At 42.4% G+C, this 17,667-nt stretch carries 16 protein-coding genes; 13 read left to right on the top strand and 3 right to left on the bottom strand.

Annotated features, from left to right (window positions below; all coding sequences use genetic code 11):
• Positions 1-8: 8 nt before the first annotated feature.
• The 8 genes from recQ (at position 9) to AB7E53_RS06135 (ending at position 9,778) form a co-directional block, all read left to right on the top strand.
• Entirely contained in the window at positions 9-2,189 is a 2,181-nt protein-coding gene (gene recQ, locus AB7E53_RS06170; RefSeq protein WP_179399721.1) for a DNA helicase RecQ, read from the top strand.
• A 135-nt stretch (positions 2,190-2,324) separates the two neighbouring features.
• Entirely contained in the window at positions 2,325-2,981 is a 657-nt protein-coding gene (locus AB7E53_RS06165; RefSeq protein WP_446774747.1) for a hypothetical protein, read from the top strand.
• Positions 2,982-2,985: 4 nt separating this feature from the next.
• Positions 2,986-3,843, top strand: coding sequence for a peptidylprolyl isomerase (locus tag AB7E53_RS06160; RefSeq protein ID WP_446774745.1), 858 nt, complete (start codon positions 2,986-2,988; stop codon positions 3,841-3,843).
• A gap of 19 nt (positions 3,844-3,862) precedes the next feature.
• Entirely contained in the window at positions 3,863-5,227 is a 1,365-nt protein-coding gene (locus AB7E53_RS06155) for a peptidylprolyl isomerase (RefSeq protein WP_421469257.1), read from the top strand.
• The gene (locus AB7E53_RS06150) at positions 5,224-6,807 is read left to right on the top strand and encodes an OstA-like protein (RefSeq protein WP_079682687.1); all 1,584 of its coding nucleotides are present in this window, start codon (positions 5,224-5,226) and stop codon (positions 6,805-6,807) included. The genes AB7E53_RS06155 and AB7E53_RS06150 overlap by 4 nt, the downstream gene beginning before the upstream one ends.
• A 31-nt stretch (positions 6,808-6,838) precedes the next feature.
• Positions 6,839-7,144: a hypothetical protein gene (locus tag AB7E53_RS06145; protein WP_079682686.1), complete on the top strand. Its 306-nt coding sequence runs from the start codon at positions 6,839-6,841 to the stop codon at positions 7,142-7,144.
• Positions 7,141-8,988 (top strand): DNA mismatch repair endonuclease MutL, encoded by a 1,848-nt coding sequence (gene mutL, locus AB7E53_RS06140; RefSeq protein ID WP_446774744.1) that lies wholly within the window; start codon positions 7,141-7,143, stop codon positions 8,986-8,988. The genes AB7E53_RS06145 and mutL overlap by 4 nt, the downstream gene beginning before the upstream one ends.
• Positions 8,989-8,995: 7 nt before the next feature.
• On the top strand, positions 8,996-9,778 hold the full coding sequence (locus AB7E53_RS06135; RefSeq protein ID WP_446774742.1) for a C40 family peptidase: 783 nt from the start codon (positions 8,996-8,998) through the stop codon (positions 9,776-9,778).
• Between the two features lie 19 nt (positions 9,779-9,797).
• Here the strand turns inward: AB7E53_RS06135 and AB7E53_RS06130 are convergent, their stop codons facing one another.
• Positions 9,798-10,496, bottom strand: a complete 699-nt coding sequence (locus AB7E53_RS06130) for a M48 family metallopeptidase (RefSeq protein ID WP_446772119.1) — start codon at positions 10,494-10,496, stop codon at positions 9,798-9,800.
• Positions 10,497-10,601: 105 nt separating this feature from the next.
• Between AB7E53_RS06130 and gpmI the strand changes: the two genes are divergently transcribed.
• Both gpmI and AB7E53_RS06120 read left to right on the top strand, forming a co-directional pair.
• Complete coding sequence (gene gpmI, locus AB7E53_RS06125) at positions 10,602-12,125, top strand: 2,3-bisphosphoglycerate-independent phosphoglycerate mutase (protein ID WP_350456928.1); 1,524 nt, start codon at positions 10,602-10,604, stop codon at positions 12,123-12,125.
• A gap of 69 nt (positions 12,126-12,194) precedes the next feature.
• Positions 12,195-12,785, top strand: a complete 591-nt coding sequence (locus AB7E53_RS06120; protein ID WP_446774740.1) for a DUF3109 family protein — start codon at positions 12,195-12,197, stop codon at positions 12,783-12,785.
• A 111-nt stretch (positions 12,786-12,896) separates the two neighbouring features.
• On the opposite strand, the gene AB7E53_RS06115 is transcribed toward AB7E53_RS06120, so the two are convergent.
• Both AB7E53_RS06115 and AB7E53_RS06110 read right to left on the bottom strand, forming a co-directional pair.
• Positions 12,897-13,865 carry a GNAT family N-acetyltransferase gene (locus AB7E53_RS06115; RefSeq protein ID WP_179399712.1) on the bottom strand — a complete coding sequence of 323 codons (969 nt, stop codon included), beginning with the start codon at positions 13,863-13,865 and terminating at the stop codon, positions 12,897-12,899.
• A 9-nt stretch (positions 13,866-13,874) separates the two neighbouring features.
• On the bottom strand, positions 13,875-14,702 hold the full coding sequence (locus AB7E53_RS06110) for a 1-acyl-sn-glycerol-3-phosphate acyltransferase (RefSeq protein ID WP_371689747.1): 828 nt from the start codon (positions 14,700-14,702) through the stop codon (positions 13,875-13,877).
• A 473-nt stretch (positions 14,703-15,175) separates the two neighbouring features.
• On the opposite strand from AB7E53_RS06110, the gene rsmH reads away from it, so the two are divergent.
• From rsmH to AB7E53_RS06095, 3 genes are all read left to right on the top strand, one after another.
• Positions 15,176-16,090, top strand: a complete 915-nt coding sequence (gene rsmH / locus AB7E53_RS06105; RefSeq protein ID WP_446774738.1) for a 16S rRNA (cytosine(1402)-N(4))-methyltransferase RsmH — start codon at positions 15,176-15,178, stop codon at positions 16,088-16,090.
• 17 nt (positions 16,091-16,107) lie between these two features.
• On the top strand, positions 16,108-16,455 hold the full coding sequence (locus AB7E53_RS06100) for an FtsL-like putative cell division protein (RefSeq protein WP_068184046.1): 348 nt from the start codon (positions 16,108-16,110) through the stop codon (positions 16,453-16,455).
• 2 nt (positions 16,456-16,457) lie between these two features.
• Positions 16,458-17,667: penicillin-binding transpeptidase domain-containing protein (locus tag AB7E53_RS06095; RefSeq protein WP_446774736.1), on the top strand; the 1,210-nt coding region annotated here is incomplete at its 3' end.

The following is a 17,667-nucleotide window of genomic DNA, read 5'->3' as shown; positions in this document are numbered from 1 at the left end:
AATGTTGTATGGCAAAGAAAGACAGCTTGACTGAGGAGCTAAAAAAGCATTTTGGTTTCGATACTTTTAAAGGGAATCAAAAAGCTATAATAGAAAATGTATTGTCTGGAAATGATACATTTGTGCTTATGCCAACCGGAGGGGGGAAATCTTTATGTTATCAGCTACCTTCATTATTGATGGAGGGAACTGCTATTGTAATTTCTCCTCTTATTGCATTGATGAAGAACCAGGTGGATGCCATGCGTAACTTCAGTGAAGAAGATGGAGTGGCTCACTTTATAAATTCTTCACTTAATAAGACGGCTATTGATCAGGTTAAGGAGGATATCACTTCCGGACGAACTAAGTTATTGTATGTAGCTCCGGAATCGCTAACTAAGGAAGAGAATGTAGACTTTCTCCGTCAGTGTAATATTTCATTTTATGCTGTAGACGAAGCGCATTGTATTTCTGAGTGGGGACATGATTTCCGTCCGGAGTACCGTCGGATCAGGCCTATTATCAATGAGATCGGTAAAAGGCCGCTTATAGCTCTTACAGCCACAGCAACCCCAAAAGTACAGCATGATATTCAGAAGAATTTAGGGATGATTGATGCCACGGTGTTTAAATCATCGTTCAACCGAACTAATCTGTATTATGAAATAAGACCCAAAAACGCGAATGTAGATAGAGAGATTATTAAGTATATTAAATCGCAGGAAGGCAAATCGGGGATTATTTATTGTTTAAGCCGTAAGAAGGTTGAAGAATTCACAGATATTTTAAAAGCTAACGGAATTAATGCGCTGGCTTACCACGCAGGAATGGATTCTCAGCAAAGGACTGAAAACCAGGATGCATTTCTGATGGAAAAGGTAGATGTGATTGTAGCCACCATTGCTTTTGGGATGGGGATCGATAAACCGGATGTTCGTTATGTGATTCATTACGATATTCCAAAAAGTCTGGAAGGCTACTATCAGGAGACTGGTCGTGCAGGTCGTGATGGCGGAGAAGGGCAATGCATTGCTTTCTATGCCTACAAAGACTTGCAGAAACTAGAAAAATTTATGCAGGGAAAACCTGTGGCAGAACAGGAAATAGGTAAACAGCTGTTGCTCGAAACAGCTGCTTATGCAGAAACTTCCGTTTGCCGCAGAAAGGTTTTACTGCATTATTTCGGTGAAGAATATCTCGAAGATAATTGTGCTTGTTGCGATAACTGTTTGAATCCGAAAAAACAAGTGGAAGCGAAAGAGTTGTTGACAGCCGTACTCGAAGTTGTGAGTACTTTAAAAGAAAAATTCAAGGTAGACTATGTTGTGAATATGCTGGTAGGTAAGGAAACCTCCGAAATTCAATCATATAAACATCACGAACTGGAGATATTTGGCTCTGGACAGGATGAAGATGAGAAGACATGGAATGCCGTAATCAGACAAGCTTTGATTGCTGGTTATCTGACAAAGGATATTGAAAATTACGGGTTACTGAAGATCTCCAAAAAAGGGAAGGATTTCATGGATAAACCTGTTTCATTTAAAATTACTGAAGATAACGAGTTTGACGAAGAGGATGAAGAGGTGCCGGTTAGAGGCGGTGCTTCGTGTGCCGTTGACCCGGTTTTGTATTCCATGATGAAAGATCTTCGAAAGAAGCTTTCTAAGAAACTGGAAGTCCCTCCTTTTGTTATATTTCAAGATCCTTCCCTCGAAGCCATGGCTACCACTTATCCGGTTACATTGGATGAGTTGCAGAATATCCCAGGTGTAGGTGCCGGTAAGGCCAAGCGTTACGGACAGGAGTTTGTTACGCTTATCAAAAAACATGTGGAGGAAAATGAAATTGAACGTCCGGAAGATCTTCGGGTACGTACCGTGGCTAACAAGTCCAAATTAAAAGTGTGGATTGTGCAAAGCATTGACCGTAAGGTGGCCTTGGATGATATTGCCATGACGAAAGGACTTGAATTTACGGAACTGCTTGATGAAATTGAGGCAATCGTTTATTCTGGAACGAAAATAAATATTGATTATTTCCTGAATGATGTGATGGACGAAGATCATATACAGGATATATATGAATATTTTAAGGATTCGGAAACAGATAAGCTGGCGGATGCCATAGATGAACTGGGTTCGGATTATACCGAAGAAGAGATTCGGTTGGTTCGTATCAAATTTTTATCTGAAATGGCAAACTAAAATACAAATTTATAGCTGCAGCGAATCAATAATTATGGCTCCTGTTCTATAAAAAACACTAATTTAACGCATTGGCACACTTAAGTTGTTCTTAATTCGTTAGATTAGTGTTATTTTTGTAATCTGATACAAGGTATGGAAAAAAGGTTTCATTTTAGAAAATTACTTGTTTCACTCTTAGTTGCTGCAAGTGTTGTAGTGAAGGCACAGACATCGGTCGACCCCACGGTGATGAATGTTGCAGGGAAAGATGTGCCTTTATCTGAGTTTGTTTATATAGCCGGCAAAAACAGTGAGGTTAATCTGGCTGATTCTGCATCGTTAGGCACATATTTGGAGCTTTTCAAAAAGTTTAAATTAAAAGTAGCCGAGGCAGAGTCTTTGGGTATGGATACCACACAGAGCTTTGTAAACGAACTGAAAGGATATCAGGAACAGCTGTTAAAAAGCTATTCAAAAGATTCAGGAGAAGTTCTCACCCCGGATAAAATCAGATACATTGAGCAGAATTATCCTGAATACAAACATCTAATGCAGGAATACAGGGATGGAATCCTTCTTTTTGAGGTTAGCGATCGAGAAGTCTGGAGCAGAGCCTCATCAGATGTTGCCGGTCTTGAGACTTTTTTTGAGCAGACTAAACAGAAGTATACATCAGACAACCTGGATGCTGTTCGCGGCGAAGCGATAGCAGATTATCAAAGCTGGTTGGACAACCAGTGGACGAAGCGTCTGGCTGATAAATACCCCATAAAGGTGTATTGGGAGGTATTAAAGAAACTAACAAAATGATTCTATGGTAAGAGTTTACTTCATTTTATTGACATTGTCAGTCAGTTTGTTTGCTTGCAAAAAGGCAATACAGACCGACGAGCCGGATGCGTTAGTCAAAGTGAACGACCGTATTCTGACACGAAATGAAGTAGAATCGTTAATTCCAAAAGGAACAACAAGTGCCGACAGTCTTCTTTTGGCTGAAAGCTATATAAAAAAGTGGGTTAAGGATGAATTGGTCCTTAAGATTGCCCAGCGTAATCTGGGTAGCGATAAGGAGACAATTGATAAATTGGTTGATGCTTACCGGCGTTCGTTACTTCGTTACCGGTATCAGGAGAAACTGATCCAGGAAAAACTTTCGGACGAAATACAGGAATCGGATGTATTAACCTATTACGATACAAATAAAGAAAAATTTGTACTGGACAAAAATCTCATAAAAGGCCTTTTTCTTAAAGTTCCGGCCGATGCTCCCAATTTATCCGAAGTAAAAACATGGTATAAGTCGGGTAACGTGGCCTCTCTCGAGAAAATTGAAAAATATAGCATTCAAAATGCCGCCATATATGAATATTTTTTCGATAAATGGGTCGATTTTGATGAGATCCGGAATAATATTCCAAATCAGATCTCAAATCCGGAATCTTTTTTGCGCACAAACAAAATCTTGGAAGTGACTGACAGCTCTTTCTGTTATTTACTGAATATTCGCCAGGTACTGTTAAAAGGACAGGTAGAGCCTTTTGAGTATGCCGAACCGCGAATCCGGGAGATTTTGATTAATCAGCGTAAATTGGATTTTATAAAAGAATTTGAAGAAGAATTATATAACGATGCGCTGGATGGCGGAGATGTAATATTTTACAACAAGCCATAAGCAATATTAAAGGGTAGACATAATGAAAAAGATTTTAATTTTATTTTTTCTTGCCTGTTGTTCTTATGCAGGTCATGCGCAGAACAACGTTATTGATGAAATTGTGTGGGTGGTTGGAGATGATGCTATTTTGCGTTCGGATGTCGAGGCGCAACGGCTTTCACTTCAAGTTGAGGGGCAGAAGTTAGATGGCGATCCCTATTGTGTAATCCCGGAGCAGATAGCTATTCAGAAGCTTTATTTGCATCAGGCAAAGATTGACAGTATTGAAGTAAACGAAAATCAGGTAATCCAACAAGTGGAGCAATGGATGAACTGGGCTACCAATCAGATCGGCTCGAAAGAGAAGATGGAAGAATACTTCAACAAGAAAAGTTCTCAGATAAAGGAAGAACGTAAGGAGATGATCAAAGAGCAGCAGATTGTGCAGCAGATGCAGAGAAAGCTGGTCGGCGAGATTAAGCTGACTCCTTCGGAAGTGCGTCAGTACTATAGTAAACTTCCGCAAGACAGTCTTCCTTACATCCCTACGACTGTCGAAGTGCAGATTGTAACTATGGAGCCTAAGATTCCTTTTGATGTAACGGATGCCATCAAGGCACGTTTGAGAGATTATACGGATCAGGTTACATCCGGAAAAATAGAATTTTCAACGTTAGCCCGTCTTTATTCGGAAGATCCGGAGTCGGCCAAAAGAGGGGGTGAACTTGGCTTTATGGGTAAAGGACAGCTTTTACCGGAGTTTGCCAATGTGGCATTTAATCTGAACGACCCTAAGCGAGTTTCTAAAATTGTTGAAACGGAATATGGATTTCATATAATCCAGTTGGTTGAAAAGAGAGGAGACCGTATTAATTGCCGTCATATTTTGTTGAAACCTAAAGTGTCAAGCAAGGAACTGACGGATGCCACCCAGCGTCTGGATTCATTGTACAAAGACCTTCAGGCAAATAAATTTACCTTCGAAGATGCTGCCACCTTTGTTTCGTACGATAAAGAAACGCGCAACAATAAAGGTTTGATGGTGAATAAGAATATGGAAAGTGCACATTCCGGTACACCCAAGTTTGAACTTCAGGAGTTACCTCAGGAGATAAGTAAGATTGTCTACAACATGAAACCGGGTGATATCTCGAAGCCATTTACAATGATAACAGATAAGCAGAAAGAAGTAGTCGCTATTGTAAAGCTTAAGGCAAGAATAGAAGGCCATAAAGCAAATATGGCAGATGATTTCCAGGCGTTGAAGTCCATTGTGGAAACAAAAAAGAGAGAAGAGCTGTTAAACAACTGGATTGCCAAAAAGCAGAAAGATACCTATGTTCGTATCAGTGACGGTTGGAAGAATTGTGATTTTAAGTATCCGGGTTGGATTAAAGAATGAATAAAGCAGAAAAAGTAATTTTCTTTGTTCTTTTGTGTGTATCGGTCATCGGACTCTCGGCTCAGTCGAAAGACAACGTCCCCGCAAAAAAAACAAAGGTATATCTGGAACATGCCAATACATTGTCTTTCGACAAGGCGTTTATGCCAGACGTGCAGGTGCTGAATGGTGATGTTTGTTTTCGCCACGATAGCTCGTACATGTACTGTGATAGTGCCTATTTCTATGAGCAGACAAATTCACTTGAGGCATTCAGTAACGTCCGGATGGAGCAGGGAGATACCCTTTTCGTTTATGGGAATTACCTGCACTACGATGGAAACACACAGATGGCTCGACTAAGGGAAAATGTTCGTATGGAGAACCGTCCCGACAGCGTAACGCTTTTTACAGACAGCCTCAATTACGACCGGGTGGCAAACATTGGCTATTATTTTAACGGGGGACTTATTGTGGACATGGAGAATGAGCTTTCTTCCTTCTACGGCCAATATGCCCCTTCCACTAAAATGACGGTCTTCAACGACAGTGTACGTTTGGTAAATCCTAAGTTCACCTTGTATTCAGACACACTCCAATATAATACGGAATCAAAAATAGCCACTATATTGGGGCCTTCTACCATTGTTTCAGACTCAGGTACTGTTTATACCTCCAGAGGATGGTATAACACAGTAGAAAATACCTCTTTACTGCTGGATCGTTCCAAGGTAGTGTCCGGAAGTAAAATACTGATTGGTGATTCCATTTCATACAACAGAGGCATGAGTTACGGCGAAGCATTCGGGAATGTATTCCTGCAGGATACAACCCAGAAGGTGATGCTGTTGGGCAATTACGCCTATTATAATGAGAAAGATGGGTCTGCTTTAGCAACGGACAGCGCCCAATTTATTGAATTTTCGCAGAAAGATTCTCTTTTCTTGCATGCCGATACGCTGCGTATGATTACAATAGATTCCACAGCGCGTGAAATCAAGGCCTATTATGGAGTCCGTTTTTATAGGGTAGATTTGCAGGGAGTTTGCGATTCGATGCAATTCAATACGAAAGATTCTGTATTGAATATGTATAAAAATCCGGTTCTCTGGAATGAACAATATCAGCTCTATGGAGATACGATTGAAGTATACATGAACGACAGTACCATAGATCACGCGCATGTTAAGCAGTTTGCTTTTGCCGTACAGCATGTCGATTCTATGTACTATAACCAGTTGAAGGGAAACGATCTCAAAGCCCGGTTCGAAGGTAAGGAGCTACGCCAGATTGAGGTGAGTGGCAGTGCGGAATCAATCTTTTATCCATTGGAAGACGACGGATCGAAAGTCGGGCTTAATGAAACAAAGAGTGGTTTCCTTACGATGTGGATTAAAGAAAATAAATTAGATAAACTGTTGCTGCTTACGAATCCGGTAGGGAGTATAACGCCTATTCCGGATATAGATCCGTCTAAAAAGACGCTGAAAGACTTCTATTGGTTTGATTATCTACGGCCTCAAAATAAAGAAGATATATTTAAGGTTGTGGAAAGAAAGGCACAGGATGTGCCCAAAAGAAGTAATAAATTTGTACATTAGCACATTGTTTCATCCGTAAATAACTAAAGTTATGGGAATGTTCTCTTTTTACAATAACAGACGTCCTCGTCAGTTTGACCACAAACCAATATATTTTGATCCGCATAAGGAAGCTATGGAAGAACGTGTAAGACGGATCAAGAAAGAGATGGGTCTGATAGAGGAGGATGAAGATTACAAGACTTCAATAAAAGGATCTTTTGTTGAAGGGACTTCACACCTTAAAAAAAGAAGGGCAAAAGGAGAGACTTCTTCCAGCCGTTCAAGTAAAAGTATTTTACTTATTGTAGCAGTAGTAGTTTTAGTCATACTTGGCTGGTATTTATTTTTTAAATGAGCGATGTAATTCATTTACTCCCGGACAGTATAGCAAACCAGATCGCTGCGGGAGAAGTTATTCAACGGCCGGCTTCAGTAGTGAAGGAGCTGGTAGAGAATGCTGTTGATGCCGGAGCTCAACAGATACAGGTACATATAAAAGATGCCGGAAAGACGCTGGTTCAGGTAATAGATAATGGCAAGGGGATGTCCGAAACCGATGCGCGAATGGCATTCGAAAGACATGCTACCTCCAAGATCTCTACAGCCAACGATCTTTTTGCTCTGCAGACAATGGGATTCAGAGGGGAAGCGCTCGCTTCCATAGCTGCTGTAGCACATGTAGAACTACGAACCCGTCAGAGAGGGTCCGATCTTGGATCCAAGATTGCAATTGCGGGATCGGAAGTGGAATCTTCCGAACCGGATGCCTGTCCTGAAGGAAGTATTTTTTCTGTGAAAAATCTGTTCTTTAATGTCCCGGCAAGACGTAAATTCTTAAAATCCAACGAGACCGAATTCAGAAACATCATTAATGAATTCGAACGTATTGCACTGGTCAACCAGCACATTTCCATGTCGTTGCATCACAATGATACCGAAATACTAAATCTTCCTGAATCGGGATTACGTCAACGTATTATCAATATTTACGGAAAGGCTTTGAACCAAAAATTACTTACGCTGGAAGCGCAAAGCAGCCTGGTGACTATTTCCGGGTTTGTGGGTCGCCCCGATTCTGTAAGGAAAAGAGGTGCTTTACAATTCTTTTTTGTAAACGGACGCTTTATGAAGCACAGTTATTTTCATAAAGCGGTGATGCAGGCCTACGATCAATTGATTCCTGCAGGTGAGATGCCCGACTACTTTATCTATTTCACGCTTGATCCTGCAACCATCGATGTGAATATTCATCCAACCAAGACGGAGATTAAATTTGAAAATGAACAACCTGTCTGGCAAATCCTTTGTGCCGCTGTAAGAGAGGCCATTGCTAAATCAAGTTCCATCCCCACAATCGACTTTGATGTGGACGGGTCTATAGACATTCCGGTCTTTAATGCTCCATCTTCTACCTTCAAGGCTCCATCGGTTCAGGTAAATTCGGATTATAATCCGTTTAAACCGGATACCAGCTATCAACAGCCATCGTTCGACTGGTCCAAACTCTATAAGGGTTTTGAAGAAGATCGGGCAGCAGCCTTTGCCGACGAATCCATAGAGGCTATATATCCCGAAAACCAGGAGTTATCCTCCGGACTTATTTCTGAGCCGGCACCGGATACACTTTTTCCTGAAGTCTCGAGCCTTTGTTACCAATATAAAGGGCGCTATATCATAACATCCTTAAAGTCGGGCCTGCTGATTATTGACCAGCACCGGGCCCATGTACGGGTTTTGTTTGACCAGTATCTTACAAACATACGGAATCAGCAAGGTGTATCGCAGCAATTGTTGTTCCCGGAGATTGTCTCATTTACTCCGGCCGAAGCAATACTTGTTCCCAGCTTGCTGGAAGATTTGCGCTACATCGGCTTCGATTTAAGCAATTTAGGAAACAACAGTTACGCTATAAATGGTCTGCCGTCGGGTGTGGAAAACCTGGATCCGGTAGCTTTGGTTAAAGATGCGGTAAGCCGGGCAATAGACACCGGTTGTCAGGTTCACGAAGAAATTTGCGATGCTCTGGCCCTCTCGCTGGCAAAGGCCGCGGCTATTCGCCCCGGACAATCCCTGTCTTCCGAAGAGATGGATAATCTGATTGCTTCTCTGTTTTCTTCCTCCTCATCCAGCTATACTCCGGATGGGAAGGTGATTCTGTCGAAGCTTACAGACGACGAACTGGATAAACGTTTTAAGTAATACCATCATGCACGCGATTAATTTACACCCGATATTGCCTGTAAGAGCAGAGGCTTCCGAACGTAGTGAACAGGTAACGCAGCTCCTTTTTGGAGAGCAGTTTCTTACCGGCGACCAGAAAGAGGGTTTTGTATCAATCTCCAATCTGGCGGATGGATATACCGGATGGGTGGACAGCCGGATGATCGATTTTATAGATCAGTCAACCTGGCAGCAATTGGCCGCAGCACCTAAGTGGCTCTCCTCTTTACCGGTAACGGAAGCTGTCTCGCTCTGCGACCAGCATGTAATCCGGCTCAGCTGTGGAAGTATCCTGCCGGGATACAATCAGGAAACCCGGATGTTTGGGTTCGGAGAGAGAGTCTGGTCGCTTACCTCCTGCCAGCCTAAAGCTCCCGGAGAACCAGGTTTGGAAGGAATAACAGAAACAGCCATGCAATTTCTTCATACGCCTTATTTGTGGGGCGGTAAAGGAATTTTTGGGATCGACTGTTCCGGATTCACACAGATTGTGTATAGCCTGCACGGCGTATCTATTCCCCGTGATGCCAAAGATCAGGCAATGTGTGGAACCGTAATTACTTCTTTACAGGAGGGACAAGCGGGCGATCTTGTATTCTTTGCGGCTGAGGGTAAAGGTATTTCCCATGTTGGTATATTGTTGGATGATAATATGGTAATACATGCTTCAGGGTCGGTACGACTGGATAAAATAACGCAGGATGGCCTTGTGTCTACACCGCAGGTTACCTATACTAAACCGTTGGTCAGAATCTGCAGGTATATTTAACGTCTCCTATTACCTCCAATCACCAGGGGTGATGATTCTTCAACTCTTTTCGTAAAGCTAAGGCTTTATTGCCGGTTACTTCATCCAGTATTTTCCAGAAACGCGCACTATGGTTCATCTCTTTGGTGTGGCAAAGCTCATGAAGCAACACATAGTCAATCAGATGTGCAGGTAAAAGCATCAGGTTATAGGAGAGATTAATGCTTTTTCTACCCGTACAACTACCCCAGGAGGTCCGGCTTCCTGTAATCTTGATATCGCTGAAATTAAACCCATGCAGATTGGCAAGTTGTTTTAACCGGTCGGGCAACAACCTGCATGCTTCATGTCTCAATGCTTTCTTAAAGAGTTGCAGCAGGACCTTTTGTACCCGTTCATCTTCAAAATTAGTCTTCTCCGGACAAGCAATGTGTAATACTCCTCCCTGCAACGACATATAGAAGCCGGATCGATCGGTCCGGAATATATGCAAAGAAAATGAAAAGGTTTGCAGCTCTAATTTGTCGGATAGTATTTCCCTGGCCGGGTGTCTTTTCAGCGACGCAAGTAGCTTGGCGCGGTTTTCTTCGATAAAGTGAAGCATGCGTTTTTCAGATCCTCCTATAGGGATGATCCCCTCAATTTCTCCCCTGGATATTTTCAGTGTGTATCGGGTGGCACGTGCACTTTCACGAATTGTAATTCTGCCTAATTGCTTATCATCAATCTTCCTTTCCATAATGATTGCAAAAGTAATAGATTAGAGCAAACAATATTAGCTTGGAAATAGTTATCTTTGCAGATCAGAAAGAAAAAAATATAAATATAACATAAATATACAAAGATGAGCAAGAAAGCACTTTTAGTCATTTGCGACGGTTGGGGAATTGGCAACCATTCAAAATCCGATGTTATTTACAATACACCTACTCCTTATTGGGATTCTCTTCTTAAGAATTATCCTGTTTCTCAATTGCTGGCATCCGGCGAAAACGTTGGTTTGCCCGATGGACAGATGGGAAATTCGGAAGTTGGTCACCTCAATATCGGAGCCGGACGGGTTGTTTACCAGGATTTAGTTAAGATCAATATCGCTTGCCGCGAAAATAAGATTCAACAAAATCCTGAAATCATCAAGGCATACAGCTACGCAAAAGATAACAATAAGAATATTCACTTCCTGGGATTGGTATCCGATGGAGGTGTACACAGTTCACTGGAGCATCTGTTTAAATTAACAGACATAGCCAAGGAATACGGAATCAGCAAGTCTTTTGTTCATTGTTTCATGGATGGACGTGATACCGACCCCAAAAGCGGAAAAGGCTTTATCGAACAGCTGGAAGCTCACCTGGCAACAACCGGTGGTAAAATCGCATCGATTGTAGGTCGTTATTATGCTATGGACCGTGACAAACGCTGGGAACGTGTTAAGATTGCTTACGACTTGTTGGTGAACGGTACAGGCAAGCAGGCCGAATGTATGGTTACTGCAATGGGCGAATCCTATGAAGCGGGTGTGACCGACGAATTTGTAAATCCCATCGTACACGTAGAAAACGGCAAGCCGGTAGGAGTTATTGAAGAGGGAGACGTGGTTATCTTCTTCAACTACCGTAACGACCGTGCTAAGGAACTTACCATTGTACTTACACAGCAGGATATGCCGGAAGCCGGAATGAAGACCATTCCAAATCTTCAGTACTTTACAATGACTCCTTACGATGCAACCTTCAAGGGACTTCACATCTTATACGATAAGGACAATGTAAGCAATACCCTGGGTGAATATCTGGCTGAAAATGGCAAGACACAGCTTCACATGGCCGAAACAGAAAAGTATGCACACGTAACCTTCTTCTTTAACGGTGGACGCGAAGCTCCGTTTGAAGGTGAAGACCGTATCCTTGTTCCTTCTCCCAAAGTGGCAACCTACGACCTAAAGCCTGAGATGAGTGCTTTCGAAATTAAGGATGCGTTGGTAGATGCGTTGAACAAACAGCAGCACGACTTTATCGTTGTTAACTTTGCAAACGGCGATATGGTTGGACATACAGGTATTTACGAAGCAATCCAAAAAGCGGTGAAGACGGTGGATGCCTGCCTGGCTGAAACTGTAGAAGCTGCCAAGGCTAACGGATACGAAGTGATTATCATTGCCGATCACGGTAATGCGGATAATGCGTTGAACGAAGACGGATCTGTTAATACAGCTCACTCGCTGAATCCGGTTCCTTTCGTTTACATAAGCGAAAATAAGAATGCAAAGGTGTCGGACGGTATTCTTGCCGATGTGGCTCCTTCTATCCTTAAAATCATGGGCCTTCCTCAGCCGGCAGAGATGACCGGTAAGGCGCTGATTGATTAATAAAACTAATTTTACCTTTACGGGAGAAGGCCTTCTAAAGGGTTTTCTCCCGTTTTTTTACCATAGAATATGATTGAGATAGACGATACGATTGTAAGTCTGGATATTGTGCAGGATTATTTCCTTTGCGACCTTGCCCGTTGTAAAGGAGCCTGTTGTGTGGAAGGAGATTCGGGAGCTCCGCTGGAGAAAGAGGAGATAGCTAAACTGGAGGCGGCATTGCCCCATGTTTGGGACGATCTTTCACCCAAAGCACGTGAGGTGATCGACCGTCAGGGTGTTGCCTATATAGATACAGAGGGCGACATAGTTACTTCGATTGTGAACGGCAAAGATTGTGTTTTCACCTACTACGATCAGACCGGGACATGCAAATGTGCCGTCGAAAAAGCATATCGTGAAGGAAAGATTGATTTCTACAAGCCTGTTTCATGCCACCTTTATCCCATCAGAGTTACACAATACAGAGATTTTAAAGCTGTAAACTACCACCGGTGGAGTGTTTGCAAACCGGCCATTCTGTTGGGAAGGAAAGAAGAATTACGTATATATAAATTTCTGAAAGAGCCTTTAATCCGTAAATTCGGCGAAAGCTGGTATCAGGCTTTGGATATGTGTGCTGTCGAATTGGATAAACAGTCTGGTAGCGAAAAATACTGAAAACATCTGTCATCTTTCATTTTAGATGCCAGAACCCTTTGCCGGAGCGGAGTTTGACGATGAGAGATACCTTGTGACAGATGCAATGTATCTCTCATCTGTCATTTGTTATTATTCAGTTTTGCGAATTAATTCAGCTCCCTGGCACTCTTCCTTGAGAAAGGTTTCGATGTGCCTTTTCTTTTTCTCAACCAGAATTTCGTTGATGTCAATCAGGATGCCGGTCTCTTCTACATTTCCGAACTCATGATTAATCGCTGTGCCGAACACGCGCATTTTCGGCGAAAGACTCATGTAGGCATTAACCAGCGGCGGTACATTAATTCCGAATTTTCGAACCTCCTGGTTTAGCACCTTGTAGTTTTCCTTAAAACAGTCGTATTTAAATAATGACTTCATTTTATCTATGTCCGTCCCGGTTTCCAGCGGATGCACAGGAGTCACCAGATCTTCGTGATCGTTAAAATGAAGGTTTAGAAAATAAAGAATCATATTACGGGCTTCGGGGTTATAGGTATTGTACATTGTTACCTTGCCGAAGTAATATTTTAACGTAGGATCTACAACCGAAAGTGCACCTAAACCATCCCATAGATTGTCTAAGACGAATAAGCCTTTGGAACAGCCCGAACGGGTGGATTGATATTCGAGGGTTACGAAAGATCTGCCCAGTTCCACTGTATAGGGAAGGTAGTCTTTTACAAACTTGTCGGAGAAATTAAACAAATGGGAGGTCGCCAGCATGGGCTTTCCGTTTTCATCAAACTTAACATCCGATCCGCATAAGAAACGATAGCCTCCTAAAATCTGTTCTTCCACCGGATCCCATACAATAAGCTGGCGATAAGCATCTTCCATGGTGTCGTACTCGTCGATATCCACAGGCAGACCAGTGCCTCCACCATAATATCTGAAGGCAATTTCCCGTAGCCGGCCAATTTCCTGCATAACATTAGGAGAGTCGTGATGCGTAATTATATAGATCTCGTTATTCGATTTATTAGTGCTTCGTAACTTCTTTTCTTTCGTTAATTCAGCTTTAATAATAGCCTTGTCTACAGGCTGACAAATTTCTTGCATAATCATGTCTTATTTTGCGGCAAGTTTATAAACAATTTCTTTTACATAATCGGCCCATTCGGCAGGTTTCCTGCTCGTGTCGAATGTTTGCCAGGGAATCGGTTTACCGAAGTAAATCCGAAACGTCTTGTGTTTGCTCGAAAACATCTCATCAGGCAGATATATCATCTCGTAGTTCATCTTAATACCCAAAGCCTTGCGAATATTGGCAAACCGGTAAAAGAAATTTGAGTTTCGCCCTTCAAAGTAAACAGGAACAACGTCTCTTTTGTACTCAACCGCTTTTTGGATAAAAGACTTTTTCCACTCAAGATCCTGAATTTTCCCATTTATTTTGCGGGAGCACATTCCCGCAGGAAAAGTAATAATCTGATTTTCCGACGCGTAAGCATCCTCTATCAGACGGGCTGCATGTTTAGCCTGCCCACCGTGCTTGTTTATAGGAACAAAAATAGATTTTAAATTCTCGAGGTAAAGAAGAAGATCGTTTACCAGGTATCTTATTTTCCCGTCAAATTTATTGCCTATGACTGCCGAAAGGCATATTCCGTCCAATCCTCCCAATGGATGGTTGGATGCAAAAATATAACGACCTTCTTTCGAAAAATCGTTTTCATTTACCAACTCCAGAGTAAGGTCGAAATACGAAATCAGCTCTTTCATAAAATCGGCACCCTGCTTGTCGTGGTACCGTCTTAAGATATCATTTAGTTCATCCTGATGGACTGTCCGTATCAGATAATTTATAATAAAACCGGGAATCTTTCCCGAAATCTTCGGCGCTTTTTGCCGTAGAATTTGTTTTATGTTTATCTGCGCGATGTGTTTTTCTGCCATTATGCATTACGTTGTCAGAGGCAAAGATATAGCTATTTCTTAAAAAACAGAAAACCGCTTCTCTTTATTTTTAGTTTCATTATGTATCCAGTTATCTTAAACCCTGTTTTTGATCTAAATTAATTTTGAGATTATGGATTTTATGGATAAAATAATAAACGGACACCTGTATTAATTAAATGAGGACAAATTCGGGTCAGACGCTTTTGGCAGGAATAAGGCTAAAATAAAGAATACACTTCATTTCCTTTTTGATATAGTATATTATTGGTGAAAAATTGAGATTAATAGATTAGATCAGATGCTTTAATATGCATATATTCAGTATGTTATGTAGTTGTTGAAAACTTTTTGGGAAATTCTCGTTTAAATATTGTGGCATACTTATGGAAATGTTTAATTTTACCTTCTGATTGAGAGAAGCGTAATTTGCTTTAAAGGGTTAAGATTAAGATTTAAAGAAAGAAATGTAAATGAGTAATAAGGAGGTTTGCTATCATATTCCGGTGATGCTTAACGAGTGCATGGAAGGTCTGGCTATTAAGCCCGATGGGGTCTATGTGGATGTAACATTTGGTGGAGGCGGACATTCCAGAGAGATTCTCAGCAGGCTTGGTAAAAAGGGAACTCTTTATGGCTTTGATCAGGATGCGGATGCCGAAAATAACATTCCGGAAGACGACCGTTTTGTTTTTGTGCGCAGTAATTTCCGTTACCTGTCCAACTTCATGCGTTTCCATGGCGAGACCGAAATAGACGGACTGTTGGCCGATCTGGGAGTTTCTTCCCATCATTTTGATGATAAAGACCGGGGCTTCTCTTTCCGTTTTCAGGGAATGCTGGACATGCGGATGAATACCCGTGCCGGCAAAACAGCCGCCGATATTTTAAATACCTATACGGAAGAGGCGCTTTCGACCCTCTTTTACCTTTACGGAGAGTTGAAGAACTCGCGGAAACTGGCCTCTGTGATTGTAAAGGCCCGCGAAACCAAACTTCTTGAAACGACCGATGAATTTCTGGCCCTGATAACACCCTATATCGGAAAAGATAAAGAAAAAAAGATGCTTGCCCAGGTTTTTCAGGCATTGCGGATTGAGGTAAACGACGAGATGCGCGCTTTACGGGAGATGTTGCAGCAGGCCATGCGCCTTCTTAAACCGGGGGGACGTCTGGTGGTGATGACTTACCATTCGCTCGAAGACCGTTTGGTGAAGAACTTTTTTAAGTCGGGTAACTTTGAAGGAACGATCAGCCAGGATTTCTTTGGAAATATCCAGTCTCCATTTCGCCTGATAAACAACAAGGTTATAACTCCGTCGTCCGAAGAGGTGGAGGTAAACCCGCGTTCACGCAGTGCTAAGCTTCGGATAGCAGAAAAACTGTAAAGTAAAACCGGATTTCTATGGACGAGAAGCAAAAGAAAACAAGGAAAAAGGAAAAAAAGCTTTCGCTTTTGTATGTGTTGGGAGGCGGTATCCTGAAAGAGGATTTTATCGTCAAACATACAAGAATGATTGTCCTTATCGTAATTCTGATGTTCTTCTTTATCGGAAACAGATATACCTGCATGCAAAAACTGAGAGAAATCGACCGATTGCAGCAGCAGCTCAGGGATGTGCGCTTTGAAGCACTTTCCATCTCTTCCGAACTTACCGGCAATAGCCGTCAGTCGCAAATAGAGTTACTTATTGAAGAACAAGGTGTTGAACTGGAAGGAGCGAAGACTCCTCCCTATGAATTGTATAAATAGCCATGGCCGAAGAGAATCAACCTAAAGATATTGAGCCGAAAAATAATAGGATTCTGGCCTATTATTTTATTGTCGTACTACTCTTGGGGCTTGTGGTGACAGGGATACTTGTGCGTATGTTCGATACGGCCTTCGTCGAGAAGGAAAAATGGGAAAAAGTAGCCGAAAGTCAGAAACGTCCCAACCGGCTGGTATTGCCAGGAAGAGGGAATATCTATTCTGCCGACGGAAAATTGATGGCTACCAGCGTACCCCGTTACTACATGTATATTGATTTTAAGGCCGACGGACTTCAAGCCGATACACTGAAGCATTATGTGGATTCGCTATCGTATTATCTGTCCAAAAAACTAAAAAACAGAACAGCCGCAGGATATAAGACGCACTTGTTACGCGGACTAAGAAGTAAAAGCCGACAGTATCCGGTCTATGAAGGACGAGTATCTTATACCGACCTGAAAGAGATAAAGACCTACCCGTTCCTGCGTTTAAGCAAGTACAAAAGCGGCTTTTATACCAAAGAGATGGTGCAGCGCCAGAAACCCTTCGGTTCGCTGGCATCACGGACCATCGGCGATATTTATGGCGAAATTGAAGAGGGCGGTACCACCAAAGGAAAGAACGGTCTGGAACTTCAATACGATTCCCTCTTACGGGGGCAGGCCGGACTAAGTTCCGTACGCCGCGTAGGGGGAGGGTGGACCAACGTGATCGAGATTGAACCGGTGAACGGGATGGATATCCGGACCACCATTGATATCGATATTCAGGACATAACCGAAAAGTCGCTGGTGGATATGCTAAAGGAAATTGATGCCGAGTCGGGAACAGCTGTGGTTATGGAGGTAGCTACCGGCGAAATCAAGGCGATCACCAATATGGGCCGCATCCGCGAAGGCATTTACGGCGAGACTAAAAACCATGCGGTGGCAGACGAATCGGAACCCGGATCCACCTTTAAGGTGGCATCCATGATGGTTGCCCTGGAGGATGGCGTTTGTACGCCAACCGATTCGGTTGACACCGGGAATGGGATATTCATGTATAAAGGGGCACGGATGACCGACCATAACGCCAACAAAGGTGGATATCATATGATAACGGCCGAAAAGGCCATCTGGAACTCGTCCAATATCGGGGTTGCCAAGCTGATTTTGAGAGGATACGAAAAGAACCCGTCCAAATTTGTGGAAGGGTTGTACCGTATCGGAA

This window comes from Macellibacteroides sp., from assembly GCF_050251695.1.
In the GTDB taxonomy this organism is placed as follows: domain Bacteria; phylum Bacteroidota; class Bacteroidia; order Bacteroidales; family Tannerellaceae; genus Macellibacteroides; species Macellibacteroides fermentans.
The sequence above is the reverse complement of the archived record's forward strand: the minus strand, read 5'-3'. Positions and strand labels throughout refer to the sequence as shown.